The sequence below is a fragment of the Bacillus weihaiensis genome (assembly GCF_001889165.1).
Lineage (GTDB): Bacteria > Bacillota > Bacilli > Bacillales > Bacillaceae > Metabacillus > Metabacillus weihaiensis.
Map to the genome: position 1 here is coordinate 1,413,193 of NZ_CP016020.1, position 14,610 is coordinate 1,427,802.

At 36.5% G+C, this 14,610-nt stretch carries 19 protein-coding genes and 1 pseudogene; 18 read left to right on the forward strand and 2 right to left on the reverse strand.

Going from position 1 to position 14,610, the window contains the following annotated elements:
* Window positions 1-151: 151 nt before the first annotated feature.
* Window positions 152-709 (forward strand): elongation factor P, encoded by a 558-nt coding sequence (efp, locus tag A9C19_RS06740; RefSeq protein WP_072579230.1) that lies wholly within the window; start codon window positions 152-154, stop codon window positions 707-709.
* A gap of 82 nt (window positions 710-791) precedes the next feature.
* Here the strand turns inward: efp and A9C19_RS22700 are convergent, their stop codons facing one another.
* Both A9C19_RS22700 and A9C19_RS21325 read right to left on the reverse strand, forming a co-directional pair.
* Complete coding sequence (locus A9C19_RS22700) at window positions 792-1,058, reverse strand: transposase (RefSeq protein WP_072579231.1); 267 nt, start codon at window positions 1,056-1,058, stop codon at window positions 792-794.
* Window positions 1,025-1,243: pseudogene (locus tag A9C19_RS21325) on the reverse strand (transposase); the annotation flags it as partial. The gene A9C19_RS22700 and the pseudogene A9C19_RS21325, both read right to left, overlap by 34 nt.
* A 499-nt stretch (window positions 1,244-1,742) precedes the next feature.
* On the opposite strand from A9C19_RS21325, the gene A9C19_RS06750 reads away from it, so the two are divergent.
* The 17 genes from A9C19_RS06750 (at window position 1,743) to A9C19_RS06830 (ending at window position 14,579) form a co-directional block, all read left to right on the forward strand.
* On the forward strand, window positions 1,743-2,024 hold the full coding sequence (locus A9C19_RS06750) for a YqhV family protein (protein ID WP_072579232.1): 282 nt from the start codon (window positions 1,743-1,745) through the stop codon (window positions 2,022-2,024).
* Window positions 2,025-2,117: 93 nt separating this feature from the next.
* Window positions 2,118-3,041 carry a stage III sporulation protein AA gene (gene spoIIIAA / locus A9C19_RS06755; protein WP_072579233.1) on the forward strand — a complete coding sequence of 308 codons (924 nt, stop codon included), beginning with the start codon at window positions 2,118-2,120 and terminating at the stop codon, window positions 3,039-3,041.
* Window positions 3,035-3,550 carry a stage III sporulation protein SpoIIIAB gene (gene spoIIIAB, locus A9C19_RS06760; protein ID WP_072579234.1) on the forward strand — a complete coding sequence of 172 codons (516 nt, stop codon included), beginning with the start codon at window positions 3,035-3,037 and terminating at the stop codon, window positions 3,548-3,550. The genes spoIIIAA and spoIIIAB overlap by 7 nt, the downstream gene beginning before the upstream one ends.
* A gap of 22 nt (window positions 3,551-3,572) precedes the next feature.
* Window positions 3,573-3,779 carry a stage III sporulation protein AC gene (gene spoIIIAC / locus A9C19_RS06765; RefSeq protein WP_026558844.1) on the forward strand — a complete coding sequence of 69 codons (207 nt, stop codon included), beginning with the start codon at window positions 3,573-3,575 and terminating at the stop codon, window positions 3,777-3,779.
* A gap of 14 nt (window positions 3,780-3,793) precedes the next feature.
* Window positions 3,794-4,186 carry a stage III sporulation protein AD gene (gene spoIIIAD / locus A9C19_RS06770; RefSeq protein ID WP_199445830.1) on the forward strand — a complete coding sequence of 131 codons (393 nt, stop codon included), beginning with the start codon at window positions 3,794-3,796 and terminating at the stop codon, window positions 4,184-4,186.
* A gap of 29 nt (window positions 4,187-4,215) precedes the next feature.
* Window positions 4,216-5,427, forward strand: a complete 1,212-nt coding sequence (gene spoIIIAE / locus A9C19_RS06775) for a stage III sporulation protein AE (RefSeq protein WP_072579236.1) — start codon at window positions 4,216-4,218, stop codon at window positions 5,425-5,427.
* 11 nt (window positions 5,428-5,438) lie between these two features.
* A complete protein-coding gene (gene spoIIIAF, locus A9C19_RS06780; protein ID WP_072579237.1) occupies window positions 5,439-6,089 on the forward strand; it encodes a stage III sporulation protein AF in 651 nt (216 codons plus the stop codon).
* Window positions 6,082-6,741 carry a stage III sporulation protein AG gene (gene spoIIIAG, locus A9C19_RS06785; RefSeq protein WP_072579238.1) on the forward strand — a complete coding sequence of 220 codons (660 nt, stop codon included), beginning with the start codon at window positions 6,082-6,084 and terminating at the stop codon, window positions 6,739-6,741. The genes spoIIIAF and spoIIIAG overlap by 8 nt, the downstream gene beginning before the upstream one ends.
* 2 nt (window positions 6,742-6,743) lie before the next feature.
* Window positions 6,744-7,403 (forward strand): SpoIIIAH-like family protein, encoded by a 660-nt coding sequence (locus tag A9C19_RS06790; protein WP_072579239.1) that lies wholly within the window; start codon window positions 6,744-6,746, stop codon window positions 7,401-7,403.
* Between the two features lie 440 nt (window positions 7,404-7,843).
* The gene (accB, locus tag A9C19_RS06795; RefSeq protein ID WP_072579240.1) at window positions 7,844-8,356 is read left to right on the forward strand and encodes an acetyl-CoA carboxylase biotin carboxyl carrier protein; all 513 of its coding nucleotides are present in this window, start codon (window positions 7,844-7,846) and stop codon (window positions 8,354-8,356) included.
* Window positions 8,357-8,368: 12 nt separating this feature from the next.
* On the forward strand, window positions 8,369-9,721 hold the full coding sequence (accC, locus tag A9C19_RS06800) for an acetyl-CoA carboxylase biotin carboxylase subunit (RefSeq protein ID WP_072579241.1): 1,353 nt from the start codon (window positions 8,369-8,371) through the stop codon (window positions 9,719-9,721).
* Between the two features lie 22 nt (window positions 9,722-9,743).
* Entirely contained in the window at window positions 9,744-10,151 is a 408-nt protein-coding gene (locus A9C19_RS06805; RefSeq protein WP_072579242.1) for an Asp23/Gls24 family envelope stress response protein, read from the forward strand.
* 275 nt (window positions 10,152-10,426) lie between these two features.
* Window positions 10,427-10,819, forward strand: a complete 393-nt coding sequence (nusB, locus tag A9C19_RS06810; RefSeq protein WP_072579243.1) for a transcription antitermination factor NusB — start codon at window positions 10,427-10,429, stop codon at window positions 10,817-10,819.
* A gap of 23 nt (window positions 10,820-10,842) precedes the next feature.
* Window positions 10,843-11,700 carry a bifunctional methylenetetrahydrofolate dehydrogenase/methenyltetrahydrofolate cyclohydrolase FolD gene (gene folD, locus A9C19_RS06815; RefSeq protein ID WP_072579244.1) on the forward strand — a complete coding sequence of 286 codons (858 nt, stop codon included), beginning with the start codon at window positions 10,843-10,845 and terminating at the stop codon, window positions 11,698-11,700.
* A 401-nt stretch (window positions 11,701-12,101) separates the two neighbouring features.
* On the forward strand, window positions 12,102-13,454 hold the full coding sequence (xseA, locus tag A9C19_RS06820) for an exodeoxyribonuclease VII large subunit (protein WP_072579245.1): 1,353 nt from the start codon (window positions 12,102-12,104) through the stop codon (window positions 13,452-13,454).
* Window positions 13,447-13,698, forward strand: a complete 252-nt coding sequence (locus tag A9C19_RS06825) for an exodeoxyribonuclease VII small subunit (RefSeq protein WP_072579246.1) — start codon at window positions 13,447-13,449, stop codon at window positions 13,696-13,698. The genes xseA and A9C19_RS06825 overlap by 8 nt, the downstream gene beginning before the upstream one ends.
* Window positions 13,695-14,579, forward strand: coding sequence for a polyprenyl synthetase family protein (locus A9C19_RS06830; protein ID WP_072579247.1), 885 nt, complete (start codon window positions 13,695-13,697; stop codon window positions 14,577-14,579). The genes A9C19_RS06825 and A9C19_RS06830 overlap by 4 nt, the downstream gene beginning before the upstream one ends.
* Window positions 14,580-14,610: the final 31 nt, after the last annotated feature.

Consider the following 14,610-nt stretch of genomic DNA (forward strand, 5'->3'; position numbering starts at 1 on the left):
TCCATCTACTCTTTGTTCGTTAACAAAGAATCTTACTGAGTAACCTATCTATAAGAAAGATCTGTTCTTTACTATACATAAAGAATAAATCATACAACTCCATACTTTTAAGGGTACCTTAAAGTATGCTATATTTTAGGAGGATTTTTTGATGATTTCAGTAAATGATTTTCGTACAGGTTTAACAATTGAAGTAGATAATGGGATTTGGCGTGTAATGGACTTCCAACATGTCAAGCCAGGTAAAGGAGCAGCTTTTGTACGTTCGAAACTTCGTAATTTACGTACAGGTGCAGTTCAAGAGAAAACGTTCCGTGCTGGTGAAAAAGTAGCTAAGGCTCAAATCGAGACACGTAGAATGCAATATCTATATGCAAATGGAGATCAGCATGCATTTATGGATACGGAAACGTACGATCAAATTGAATTAAATTCAACTCAGATTGAATATGAATTAAAGTTTTTAAGAGAGAACATGGAAGTTCAAATCATGATGTTTGGTACCGAAACACTAGGGGTTGAATTACCAAATACAGTTGAACTAGAAGTAACTGAAACAGAACCAGGAATTAAAGGTGACACAGCTTCAGGTGGTTCTAAACCAGCTACACTGGAAACTGGCCTAACAGTTCAAGTTCCTTTCTTCATTAACCAAGGAGATCGCCTAATCATTAACACAACTGAAGCTAGTTATGTTTCACGTGCGTAAGAAGAAAGAGGGTGACTCAAAAGGTTGTTAAATAACGACCTTTTGAGCACCCTTTCTTTATCTTTCGTGTAGAAACAAATAATTAGGCTTTTTTAATGAAAAAAGAGGGATTCTTTCCCCTTATTGTTTTCTGCATTTTTTTACAGTTATGTGTAACGCAAAGAAGCCCCCATTCAATCGTATTTTTTTGGAGGCCACGCATTGAAAAGCGTCTGAACTGCTGATTATGTTTTATTTGTCCAAATACACTTTCTACATCACATGTTCGTTGGCTATATAATTTTCGTCCTTCTTCACTGTGAAGACGTTCACGAATCTTTTTTCGTATTTTTCTGTCGCTTTTCTCCAAACAAATGTATATTGATTTGCATTTGCTTCTATCTTAGTCCCATCAACAAAATAGTGCTCCAGCTTTACCAATCCTTTTTCACGTAGTAACTCTACAATTGAAAAGAAGACTTGATAGATAATGTCTTTCATACGATCAGATCGAAACCGATTGATCGTTCGAAAATCAGGAGTTTGACTACCCGATTTTATTGTTGTTTAATTATTCTTTAAAAGAGACTGTATTCGTAGGGGTTTTGCTTTTATGAATACAATTTTAGATCGATAGTGGAATGGAGCGTAAGACACTTGACTCCTGCGGGAATTGAGGAAAGCAACTGACTGGAGCGCAATGGAACGTCCCGGTTTTTACGTTAACTGAATTAAAAAGATAAAAGTATGAAAAGAGGCTAACCCAAGGTCTAAAATCTAGACTTTTGGGTCAGCCTCTTTTTTTATTTAAAGCTTTAAAGCACCACTACTACTAAAATCCTCCTTAGCATATCCTTAATGGTGAGAAAAAATAGTTCATTTTCCGATGGGAAATCATACCGCCTCGTAAATAAAAAGTATTGAAATATTTTATCCCCATGTCTTCTCACTTTTTTTAGAATTCACTTATTTATTTCATGATCCAAATCGTTTTTTTGTCTATTTTTCTCATCCTTTGCATAAGGTGTAGAAAGTATGAAAGAGGTGGACAAACATGAAACGATTCTTTTCACATATCGATTCTACTGTATTAACAATGGCAGGTTTAAGAATTTTATCTGCTTCTATTGAACTGACGGCAGCCATTCTCATGTTAGTGTTAAATGATGTGAAAAAGGCGGTCACAATTAATTCTCTTTTAGCCATTGTCGGTCCGGTCATTTTTATTATTACGATGACAATAGGTATCTTTCACATAGCCGATCAACTTTCCTACGCAAAGTTACTTTTTATAGGACTTGGAGTGTTTTTTATTTTATTTGGTATTTACAAGTAACAGAGTGAATCAACCTAAAATGACAAACAAGTCATGAAGGTGGTCAAGCATGCATACATATAAGTAACGTCTAAGTTAATAGGAGGCTACACAATGAGAGAATTGGTAGCAATGCTTCCGGACGCTATAGGTAAAGAAGTCATGAACATGCATCCGACTAGTTTAGCTAGAGTCGAAGAAATAAGAATTAGAGTGATGAAAAGAGTGGAAGTTCTTGTTGGAGGGACGCCTGTTTTCCTTCCATATTACACCACTTTAGAAGATTCAATTAATCTTTTGAATGAACTTAGTCATTACTCAATTTACGCTATTGAAGATGAATTGAAAAAGGGTTATATCACGGTCCAAGGAGGTCATCGTGTAGGGCTTTCAGGAAGAGTGATAACAGAAAATGGACGAGTTAAAGCAATTCGTGATGTTACATCCTTTAATATACGGATTGCTAAAGAAAAAGTGGGAATAGCCGAAAAGTATGTCTCATTTGTACATGACAGAAAATGGTTGAATACACTCATAATAGGCCCACCTCAAACGGGTAAAACAACATTACTCAGAGATTTCGCAAGGATCATTAGCACTGGAAGCTCTGAGATTAAGTCTAATAAGGTTGGTATTGTAGATGAACGCTCCGAAATAGCTGGTTCTGTAAAAGGTGTGCCACAGCATGAGCTTGGAGACAGGGTAGACGTGTTGGATTCTTGTCCAAAAGCAGAAGGTATGATGATGATGATCCGTTCAATGAGTCCAGATGTATTAATCGTGGATGAGATTGGAACACAAGAGGATGCAGAGGCTGTATTAGAAGCATTACATGCAGGAGTTCAGTTATTTGTGACAGTACACGGATACCAACTCGGTGACCTTTTAAATCGTCCAAGTCTCAAAGAACTTATAGAATCCAATGTATTTGACAGGTATATTGTTTTATCTAGGAAAGATGGTCCAGGTACTATTCAACAAATTCAAAATCAAAGAGGAGAACACTTATTGAATAAAGGAAGTGTTCTAAAATGGTGAAGTGGGTAGGTGCCTTTCTTATTATCATTGCAACTTCCTGGGCAGGCTTCGAAGCAGCAAAGCTTTTAAGTCTTCGAACACGACAACTTCGTCAACTAAAAGTGGCTCTTCAATCATTAGAAGCGGAAATCATGTATGGACATACCTCACTAATAGTAGCTTCACAAAATATTTCTAAGCAACTTTCGAAGCCTTTATCCTGGTTTTTTGAATTATTCGCAAAGAAATTAGGTAAAGGGCATACAAGTGTTAAGGACGCTTGGGAAGAAAGTCTTAAAGAAATATGGAGATTTACCGCGTTTAAGCAAGGAGAGTATGAAGTATTAAAGCAGTTCGGAGAAACGTTAGGACAACATGATCGATTGTCACAGCAGAAGCATATTAAATTAACACTAACTCATCTAGAGAGAGAAGAAGCAGAAGCTGTAGATCGTCAAAGGCGGTATGAAAGTATGGTGAAAAGCCTTGGGGTTTTGCTAGGTTTGTTATTAGTGATTTTATTGATGTAGAAGTGGAAGGGAGTCATCACAGGTGGGTGTAGATATTAACACGATTTTTCAAATTGCCGGGATAGGAATTGTCGTAGCATTCCTTCACACAATATTAGATCAAATGGGAAAAAAAGAATATGCACAATGGGTAACCTTAATAGGTTTTATCTATATCTTGTTTATGGTGGCATCAATTGTTGATGACTTGTTTAAGAAAATTAAATCTGTCTTTCTTTTCCAAGGGTAAAGGAGGCGTTCTTTATCGAAATTATCCAAATTGTTGGCCTTGGACTAATTGCTACATTTCTTGCTCTAATAATAAAGGAACAAAAACCGACCTTTGCCTTTATGCTTGTTGTTTTTGTAGGATGTGTTATCTTTCTTTTCTTAGTTGATCAAGTATACGAAATTATAAGAATGGTAGAAAGAATTGCTCTTAATGCCCATGTGAATCTTATTTATGTAGAAACAATTTTGAAAATCATCGGGATTGCATATATAGCTGAGTTTGGAGCTCAAATAACCAAGGATGCAGGACAAGGTGCTATTGCATCAAAAATCGAGTTAGGCGGGAAAATTCTCATTCTTACGATGGCCATTCCAATCCTTACCGTTATTATTGAAACAGTTTTAGAAATGATACCAGGCACTTAAGTTGAAGGAAGTATGTTGGGGGTGTGAGAATGCCAAAAATAATCACTCTGTTTTTCTTTCTATTATTCTTTTTTATGATTCCAATAGATGTACAAGCCTCTATGACACCTCAACAAACGGAACAACCTAACACAGATGAAATGAAAATGGATCCTAACCTGTTTGTAGAAGAACAGGTAGAGAAATTAGATGTAACGGAAATTAAAGCGTATTGGGATCAGGTCATGACTGAGTATGGTGGGTTTTTACCTGAGAGTCAAAAGGGGAGCCTTCTTCAATTTCTGAGTGGAGAAAAAGAACTTTCTTTTCAAGAATGGATGAAGGCATTATTGAAAATTTTGTTTCATGAGCTTATTGCAAATGGAAAGTTACTAGGTACATTAATTCTTTTAACCATCTTTAGCATGCTTTTACAACTGTTACAGAATGCTTTTAATCAAAGTACAGTTAGTAAAGTAGCGTATGCACTTGTCTATATGGTGCTCATCATCATTGCGTTAAATAGCTTTCATGTTGCGATCGAATATACAAATAATGCTATACAATCCATGACAAATTTTATTTTGGCATTAATTCCTCTTTTACTAGCTTTAATGGCTTCATCAGGTGGACTAGCCTCAGCAGCGTTTTTTCATCCAGTGATTATCTTCTTAATGAATACTAGCGGGCTTCTCATTCAAAACATTGTGTTGCCACTCTTATTCTTGTCAGCATTGTTATATATTGTAAGCACCCTGACAGAGCAATACAAAGTAACACAGTTAGCTGGATTGCTAAGAAATATTAGTATAGGATTACTCGCTTCTTTTTTAACTATTTTTTTAGGAGTTATATCCGTACAAGGTGCTTCAGCCGCGATTACAGATGGAATTACAATTCGTACAGCAAAATTTATCACCGGTAATTTTATTCCGGTATTAGGACGTATGTTTACTGATGCCACAGATACAGTAATCAGTGCCTCCATCTTATTAAAAAATACTGTTGGGGTTATAGGAGTTGCCGTATTGCTCTTTATTGTAGCATTTCCAGCTATAAAGGTATTATCACTAGCATTTATCTATAAGTTTGCAGCATCAATTCTACAACCATTAGGTGGTGGACCTGTTATTGCATGCTTAGACATAATTAGTAAAAGTGTAATCTATATCTTTGCCGCTTTAGCGATTGTTTCTTTGATGTTTTTCTTAAGTCTTACAGTCATAATTGCTGCTGGTAATTTAACAATTATGATGCGGTAAGGGGGGATACAATGTCATTTCTAACAGAATGGATTACTAATATTATCGTCTTTATTCTATTAGCAGTTATTATAGATCTCTTGTTACCGAATTCTTCTATGCAGAAATATGCAAAGATGGTTATTAGCCTACTTCTAATAGTAGTGATAATTAATCCTATATTTAAAATTTTCTCTAAAGATATGAATGAAGTTCTTAGAGAATTCTCTCTTGAATCGTCATCAAATGATGATCGAGTAAAAAATTTAATAGAATTTCAGAAAAAAGAAATACAAGCCTCACAACGTGCATATATTTTAGAACAGATGGCTGTCCAAATGAAGACAATGGCTGATGAGGAGCTGGTGGAGAAATATGATGTAGGAATTGAAAGGATCCTTCTTTCTGATTCAAATGATCTAGAAAGCATTGAGTCATATAAAGACTTGCAACATATTCAAGTCATGATTGCTCAACGACAACTAGTTCAATCAGATCAAAACCCTTCGGTGGAAGTAATACAGCCAGTCTCTATTGATACTTCAGAATCATTACCAGTGAATGAAGCTAAGGAGCAGGTTAATGAAGTAGAGGTTATAGCCGATTTAGCAGAAATTTGGGGAGTAGGAGAAGAAGTCATCACACTACAAGTGGAAAGGGGGGAGGAGTCATTAGATGAATAATAAAGAAAACCTAGTAGAAAAACTGAGAGCTTTATTCGGAAAATCTGAATCTAAAAAACCGTCAAAATATCATTACTTTCTCCTCGTATTCATCTTAGGGATTGCCTTCATGCTTGTTAGTAATCTTTTTTCAACACAGGGTGAGCAAGTTCAAGGTGTGTTACCAGCATCAACTGCAGCAGAGGAATCAGAAAGTACTGAGGTTTTTAAGCCGAATAATCAAGAAAATAAAGGCTCCATCTCTGACTACGAGGCTGAATATGAAAATCAGTTGAAAGAAGTGCTTGAAACCATTTCAGGCGTAGGAGATGTATCAGTTGTTGTGAACGTGGATTCCACAGCGGAGAAAGTGATTGAGAAAAACACAGTCACTCAAAGTCAAACAACTAAAGAAACTGATCGTGAAGGTGGTACTAGAGTAGTTGAAGACCAATCTACTGATGAACAAGTTGTCATTATTCAAGACGGCGAAAAGCAGACTCCAATCATTATTCAAACAAAAAAGCCTGAAATAAGAGGAGTCTTAGTCGTAGCCGGTGGAGCTGACAACATTCATATAAAAAAGACAATTATTGACTCCGTTACAAGAGTATTAGGAGTTCCTAGTCATCGAGTAATGGTAGCATCAAAAAAACTAAAGGAGGATGAATAGATATGTTAAAGAAACAAACAGTATGGTTATTGACAATGTTAAGTTTAGTAGTGGTGTTATCTGTATATTATGTAACGTCACCAGAGGGTGGAACAAGTGATATGGCAATGACTCCAGAGAGCCAATCTGATGAAGTTGCTACAAAACAGGAAGAAGCAGAAGGTCAAACTGAAGAAGAAGCAACTGAAGAGGGTGTTGAAGAAGGCACTACTGAAGGAAATGAAGCTGAAGATGGAGAAGCAAGTGAGCAAGAGGGAGACGTTCAAACAGAGGTGCAAGAAGATGGTACAGTTATTTCTAGCGTATCAAACGACGAACTATTCACTGCTTTGCGTTTAGATTTAGATGATCAGAGAAATGAGCTGAAAGAACAATTACAAGCAATTGTAGCAAGTAATGATGCTTCACCAACCGAAAAAAGTGACGCATACGATGAAATGGAAGCCTTAAATGATGCAGCACGTAAAGAAAATGTGTTAGAAACACTTATTAAATCTAAAGGATATGAAGATGTATTAGTAAGAGCAGATGGAAATAACGTGAAAATTACAGTAAAAGCAAAGGATCATGATAAGTCTGCAGCGAACAATATTATGGCATTAGTAAGTGACGAAATGGAAAATATGGAAGATGTCATTGTTACTTTTGAGCCTGCTCAATAAATCTTTCTAAAGAAAAGTCCAATTCCAAAAAAGGGATTGGACTTTTTTAGTAGAATTGACCATAGTAAGTAAGGAAGAATACTGCTTATCTCTCTTTGATTAAGGTAATTGGGTATAAATGTAGTTGAATTTCTTTACTCATCTATCGTAAGATGTAAATATGGGACTAAGTTTTAGTACTAGATTATAAATTAAGGCTCTTTTCTAAAAATACATGTGTCTTAGTCGAAATAAGCTTTTAGTTTGTAGAAGCTATACAGGATTTTAGTAGGATGACCTCCTGTATGATAAACAGACAATTTGTAGCGTAGATCAGATTAGTGCGTTCGAACACACAACAAAGTATAAGAAAAAGCCTAATTTAAGGGTAAAACTAGCCTAAAATGAAAAGATCACACACAAAAAATATGTGATCAAGACGATTAAAGGGGTGCCTAAGCATGCTAAAGATACAAGAAATTAGAGAAATGATTAAATTAATTGATCAATCTTCCATTCATGAATTTTCATTCGAACAAGACGGTGCAAAAATAAAAATGAAGAAACAATCTCCAGAGGTTGAAACGATTATTAAACAAGCACCAACAGTTACTTTGGAACAACCTGTTCAATCACAACAGGTTGCTCAACAAACAGATTCAAATCAGGTTCAGGCTGTTTCAGAAGCTACGAATCAACCAGTATCTACAGAAGCTAAAACTGATACTGAAAACCTACATAAAATCACATCCCCTATGGTTGGGACGTTCTATGCTGCATCTTCTCCAGAAACAGAAGATTTTGTTTCGGTAGGATCAAAAGTTACAAAGGAATCGGTAGTCTGTATAGTAGAAGCGATGAAGCTTTTCAATGAGATTGAGGCTGAAGTTAAGGGAGAAATCGTAGAAATACTCGTACAAAATGGACAGCTTGTCGAGTATGGTCAACCCCTATTCCTAGTTAAGCCTGAGTAAGGAGCTTATAAGATGATAAAGAAACTTTTAATAGCAAACCGAGGAGAAATAGCAGTACGTATTATTCGAGCGTGTAAAGAGCTTGATATTGAGACCGTAGCCGTATTCTCAGAGGCTGATCGAGAAGCACTGCATGTACAGCTGGCTGATGAAGCATATTGTATTGGACCTACATTATCAAGAGATAGCTACTTAAATTTCACTAACATCATCAGTGTAGCTAAATTAACTGGAAGTGATGCGATTCATCCAGGTTATGGGTTTTTAGCTGAAAATGCTGATTTTGCTGAGCTTTGTAAGGAATGTAACATTATCTTTGTTGGACCGAGTGCAGAAGCTATCTCAAAAATGGGAACGAAGGATGTTGCTAGAGAAACAATGAGAGCAGCTGGAGTCCCAATTGTACCTGGATCAAAGGGTATCATTGAAAATGTGGAACAAGCAAAAAAACTTGCAGATGAAATGGGTTATCCGGTTATTATAAAAGCGACAGCTGGTGGTGGCGGTAAGGGAATTCGTGTCGCTGTTGATGAACAGGCTCTTGTAAAAGGAATTGAGATCACACAACAAGAAGCAGCAACAGCCTTTGGAAATCCGGGAGTATATATTGAGAAATACATTGAAGACTTCCGTCATGTTGAAATTCAGGTTCTCGCGGATTCTCATGGGAATACCATTCACTTAGGTGAACGTGATTGCTCTATCCAGAGACGATTACAAAAATTAATAGAAGAAACACCATCCCCTGCCCTCGATGAAAATATACGTCAGCAAATGGGAGATGCAGCAGTCAAAGCAGCTGAAGCTGTTGCATATACTGGAGCAGGCACAGTAGAATTTATATTCGATCATGTGAACAAGAAGTTTTACTTTATGGAAATGAACACTCGTATTCAAGTAGAGCATCCGGTTACTGAAATGGTTACTGGAATTGATTTAATTAAAGAACAAATTAAGGTAGCTCAGGGTGAAGAATTATCTGTATCACAAGAAGAGGTTACGTTTAATGGATGGGCAATTGAATGTCGGATTAATGCTGAAAACCCTGAGAAAAATTTCATGCCTTCTCCAGGTAAAATCGAGATGTACTTGCCGCCAGGCGGTCTTGGTGTTAGAGTAGACTCAGCAGTATACCCTGGCTATTCAATTCCACCATACTATGATTCGATGATTGCAAAATTAATAACGTATGGTGCTACAAGAGAAGAAGCCATTTCAAGAATGAAACGTGCTTTAAGTGAATTTGTTATTGAGGGTATTTCAACAACAATTCCATTCCATTTGAAACTACTTGAACATGAGAAATTTGTTGGTGGGGATTTTAATACAAAATTCCTTGAATTATATAAGGTGATGGAATCATAAAACACATGGAGGTGCTTGAACCTTGAAAGAAACAAATAATTTATTAGAAATGAATGAGAATAACGGTTTAGGTAAAGTAGAAATAGCACCAGAGGTAATCGAAGTAATCGCTGGAATTGCAGCATCAGAAATTGAAGGTGTTGCTTCAATGCGTGGGAATTTCGCTGCAGGTGTTGTAGAACGTCTTGGAAAGAAAAATCATGGAAAAGGCGTAAAAGTTGAGCTTAATGATGATGGGATTGTAATTGAAGTTTATTGTGTTATGATTTTTGGAGTTTCAATTCCAACTGTAGCGCAAAAAATTCAAGATAATATTCGTCAAGCATTACTTAACATGACAGCTTTAGAAGTAAATGAAGTGAATATACATGTGGTCGGCGTTCAATTTGAATCCAAAACTCAAGATTTTGATATTGATCAAGAAATGTAAAGATCTGTAAAGAAGAAAGATAAACCAGAGGGTTACTCCCTTTGGTTTTCTTTTTTGTTTTGATTATGATATTTTTGTACTAATAGAACACATGATGTGACGAATTAAATAATAACTACTTAGCGTTAAGTACGAATATTAGCAGAATATTAAGCCTTTTCATTCGGGATTTGTTTGAAAATATCTCGATTTGAACATGATTAAACAAGCTAAATATGGTATGATCACTTTATGACATTTTCGACATTTATCAACATTAAAGGAGCAAGTGAAGAATGAAGCGAAGAACAGCAAGAGAAAAGGCACTACAGGCGCTATTTCAAGTGAATGTTAGTCAAACAGATCCAAATGAAGCAATTACTCACGCATTGGAGGACCAACAACAGGATGATTTTATGAATATGCTTGTTTTTGGAGCAATTGAGCATGAACAAGAGCTAGATCAGCTAATACAACCCCATTTGAAAAATTGGACAATGGATAGGCTTGCTAATATTGATAAAGCGATTCTTCGATTAGCGACCTATGAATTGAAATACGAAGAAGAAATTCCTTCTAACGTTACAATAGATGAAGCGGTTGAATTAGCTAAAGCATTTGGTGACGACCATTCTAGTAAATTCGTCAACGGTGTCCTTTCTAAAATCAAACAAGAATTAGATCAATAATTTGAATTTAGGAGGAATAGAGAATGACAGCAACAATCATTGATGGCAAACAACTTTCAGCACAGAAAAGAAGCGAACTAGCACAGGAAGTAGTACGTATTAGAGAGGGTGGAGTGCTTCCAAAGTTAGTTGTGATATTAGTAGGTGACAACCCTGCTTCACTCTCATATATTAGAGGAAAACAAAAGGCAGCAGAGGAAATTGGAGTGGGCTTTAAACTGGAGCATTTTCCTGAATCCTTTTCTGAAAATGAGTTATTAGACATAATCGAACATTATAACCAAAACGATGAATACCACGGTATTTTAGTACAACTTCCACTTCCAGAGCATATTAATGAGACTGCAGTTATCGAGAAAATCTCACCATTAAAAGATGTAGATGGTTTCCATCCGATAAATGTCGGGAGAATGATGATAGGTCAAGAAACATTTCTACCTTGTACACCAGCTGGAATTGTTGAGATGATTAAATCAGTTGGAGTTGAAATAGCAGGTAAAAATGTTGTAGTAGTTGGACGTAGTAATATCGTTGGGAAACCAGTGGGGCAGCTATTACTAAATGAACATGCGACGGTTACATACTGTCATTCCAAAACAGATGATTTAACCTCTTATACAAAGGGAGCAGATATTTTAGTTGCTGCTGTAGGACGAGCTAACTTTATAAAAGGACAGGATATTAAGCCTGGTGCTGTCGTAATTGATGTTGGAGTCAATCGATTGGATACAGGAAAACTATGTGGTGATGTCGTTTTCGATGAAGCGAAAGAAGTAGCAAGCTACATTACACCTGTACCAGGTGGTGTTGGTCCCATGACGATTACCATGCTAGCGCACAATACTGTTCAGTCTGCTAAACAATTTTTACTTACTAAATAATAGGTCACTTTGTTGATTATTGAAGTGGAAGGTATAAGACTTTAGCAGGAGAAGCGTGTCACAAGGAGACCCCACAGAAGTATGCGGAGGAGCTCCCGGACCGCGTATGCTAGTAAGGAAAAAGAAACACTACGTTTAACAGAGTTGAATAATATAGAGTTTGCTACATGAAAAAATTGTAGAGTGAAAATTTAGATTTAACTCATAAAAAAATATGAACAAGAAAGAGGTTACTCAACTTGCGCTTTAATCAAGAATTAAACCGTTTTTGAGTAAGCTCTGTTCTTTTTTAGAGGTGCTTTACTAAAGCTTTGTTCATGTATCACTTTGTTTTAATGTTTTTTTTACTAGGATTTTAAAAAAGGAGTTTATACCTCATTTTAAGAAGGTGGTGGTTTTTGATGAGTGAAGTGAAATACGTTACTGTAACAGCTCTAACAAAATATATTAAGCGTAAATTTGATGTGGATCCACATCTATCTGATATCTGGATAAAAGGTGAAATCTCAAACTTCAATCTTCATAGTAGAGGCCACATGTATTTTACGCTTAAGGATGAACATGCCAGAATCCAGGCAGTCATGTTTTCGAAATCAAATAAGTCATTAAAATTTAGACCTGAAAATGGAATGAAGGTCTTACTTCGTGGGGAGATCTCTGTTTATGAGCAAAGCGGAGGGTACCAGGTTTATGTAAAAGAAATGCAGCCTGACGGTATCGGAAGCTTATATTTAGCGTATGAAGAGTTAAAAAAATCATTGCAAAAAGAAGGTCTATTTGACGATATACATAAAAAAACTATTCCTAAATACCCCAACCAGGTAGGTGTCATTACTTCTCCAACAGGAGCGGCGATTCGTGATATTCTTACAACAATTAACCGACGATATCCATTAGCAAACGTTCTCTTAATACCGGCATTAGTGCAAGGTGTACAAGCAGGTGCCTCTGTTGCGAAGGCTATTAAAAAGGCAAATGAACTAGGGACTTTAGATGTTTTAATTGTTGGACGTGGTGGTGGATCGATTGAAGAGCTTTGGGCTTTTAACGAAGAGGTTGTAGCAAGGGAAATTTACGCCTCAAATGTACCAATTATCTCAGCAGTTGGTCATGAAACAGACTTTACGATTGCAGATTTTGTAGCAGATCTTAGAGCCCCAACACCTACTGCTGCAGCTGAACTTGCTGTACCTCACTTTTTGGAGTTAATAGATCGAGTAATGGACCGTAAAAATCGTCTAAAAAGATCCATGCAAGAGAAAGTAACCTCCAAAAAGGAGAAGCTAACCTACTACCAAACCTCTTATGCATTCCGTTATCCTAAGCAGTTATATCAGCAAAAGGAGCAACAACTAGATCAACTTGTTGATCGCTTCTTAAGAGAGGGTAACAGGGTTATTCAAAAGAGAAAAGATGAACATACTCAACTAGCAAAGCGTTTGTCAAATGTTCAACCAAAAGCTCAATTTGAGCGAGCAAATGAAGAATATCAGTCATTAATAAAAAAATTAAATCGAGAAATGAAAGCTGTCCTAACACACAAACAGTCGCAATTCTCGGCTACAATTGATAAACTTAATGCATTAAGCCCGTTAAAAATTATGGATCGTGGCTATAGTCTTGTTTACCATAATGAAAAATTAATAAAAAGCATTCATCAAGTACAATCTGGTGAAGTGTTAAAGGTCCAATTAAAAGATGGGCAAATAGATTGTCAAGTTCACGGTGTAGAGGAGCGATCAATGAATGAGTAAAGAAAATCAAGTGAATGAAGAAGTGACTTTTGAGCATGCTATGCAGCAGCTTGAAGAAATCGTTGGTAAATTAGAGGAAGGTGATGTTCCTTTAGAAAAAGCGATCGACTATTTTCAGCAAGGAATGAAGCTTTCAAAACTATGTCATGATAAACTTCAACATGTTGAAAAACAAATGGATTTTATTCTTCGTGAGGATGGGGAGTTAAAGCCTTTTGAATTACAGGAGGAAGAAAAGGCGTGACAGGACAGTTAAAGGATTTCTTAGCGACACGTAAACAGGTGATTGAAGAAACTCTTCCTACTTTTATTCAGAAGCTAAATACTACTCAGTCTTTGAAAAACGCGATGCTCTATTCCCTTGAAGCTGGTGGAAAGAGATTACGACCGGTCCTCGTCCTTGCTTTGTTACATACGTATAAAAAGCCAGAGCGAGATGGACTTGCAACTGCATGTGCGATTGAAATGATTCATACTTACTCATTAATCCATGATGACTTGCCATGTATGGATGATGACGATCTTCGTCGAGGAAAACCAACGAATCATAAAGTGTTTGGAGAAGCGTTAGCAGTGTTAGCAGGGGATAGCTTATTAACAGAAAGTTTTTCAATCATTGTAAATGACCCATACTGTCCTTCGGAACAAAAACTTCGCCTTATAACAGAATTGGTAAAGGCTGCAGGTGCAGAAGGAATGGTTGGTGGCCAAGTTTTAGATATGGAAGGAGAAGCAAAAGAATTATCGCTTCTTGAACTTCAGCATATTCATGAAAATAAAACAGCTAAACTTCTTGCTTATAGTTTGCTTGCTGGTGGGATACTTGCAGGTGCACCTGAATGTGATATTGAAAACTTACGGAAGATAGGCTACCACTTAGGAATTGCTTTTCAAATTAGAGATGATATTTTAGATATAGAAGGTTCTGAAGATAGAATTGGGAAGCCAGTTGGGTCCGATTCAGTTAATGAAAAGAACACATATCCAAAGTTATTAACAATGCAAGGTGCTAAAGATAAGTTAAATGACCACATCTCACAGGCTCAATTATTTATTAAGGAGCTTACTGTAGAAGCTCCGTTACTTCTTGAAATATGTGAGTTAATTGCTAATCGAGACCATTAATAGCTCATCAATTAAGTGAAACCGTTCCAGA

Coding starts and splice junctions, on each gene's coding strand:
- accB (WP_072579240.1), top strand. CDS start 7,844: ATGCTAAAGATACAAGAAATTAGAGAAATGATTAAATTAATTGATCAA.
- efp (WP_072579230.1), top strand. CDS start 152: ATGATTTCAGTAAATGATTTTCGTACAGGTTTAACAATTGAAGTAGAT.
- spoIIIAE (WP_072579236.1), top strand. CDS start 4,216: ATGCCAAAAATAATCACTCTGTTTTTCTTTCTATTATTCTTTTTTATG.
- spoIIIAG (WP_072579238.1), top strand. CDS start 6,082: ATGAATAATAAAGAAAACCTAGTAGAAAAACTGAGAGCTTTATTCGGA.
- folD (WP_072579244.1), top strand. CDS start 10,843: ATGACAGCAACAATCATTGATGGCAAACAACTTTCAGCACAGAAAAGA.
- spoIIIAA (WP_072579233.1), top strand. CDS start 2,118: ATGAGAGAATTGGTAGCAATGCTTCCGGACGCTATAGGTAAAGAAGTC.
- xseA (WP_072579245.1), top strand. CDS start 12,102: ATGAGTGAAGTGAAATACGTTACTGTAACAGCTCTAACAAAATATATT.
- spoIIIAB (WP_072579234.1), top strand. CDS start 3,035: ATGGTGAAGTGGGTAGGTGCCTTTCTTATTATCATTGCAACTTCCTGG.
- accC (WP_072579241.1), top strand. CDS start 8,369: ATGATAAAGAAACTTTTAATAGCAAACCGAGGAGAAATAGCAGTACGT.
- spoIIIAF (WP_072579237.1), top strand. CDS start 5,439: ATGTCATTTCTAACAGAATGGATTACTAATATTATCGTCTTTATTCTA.
- A9C19_RS06750 (WP_072579232.1), top strand. CDS start 1,743: ATGAAACGATTCTTTTCACATATCGATTCTACTGTATTAACAATGGCA.
- A9C19_RS06825 (WP_072579246.1), top strand. CDS start 13,447: ATGAGTAAAGAAAATCAAGTGAATGAAGAAGTGACTTTTGAGCATGCT.
- A9C19_RS06790 (WP_072579239.1), top strand. CDS start 6,744: ATGTTAAAGAAACAAACAGTATGGTTATTGACAATGTTAAGTTTAGTA.
- nusB (WP_072579243.1), top strand. CDS start 10,427: ATGAAGCGAAGAACAGCAAGAGAAAAGGCACTACAGGCGCTATTTCAA.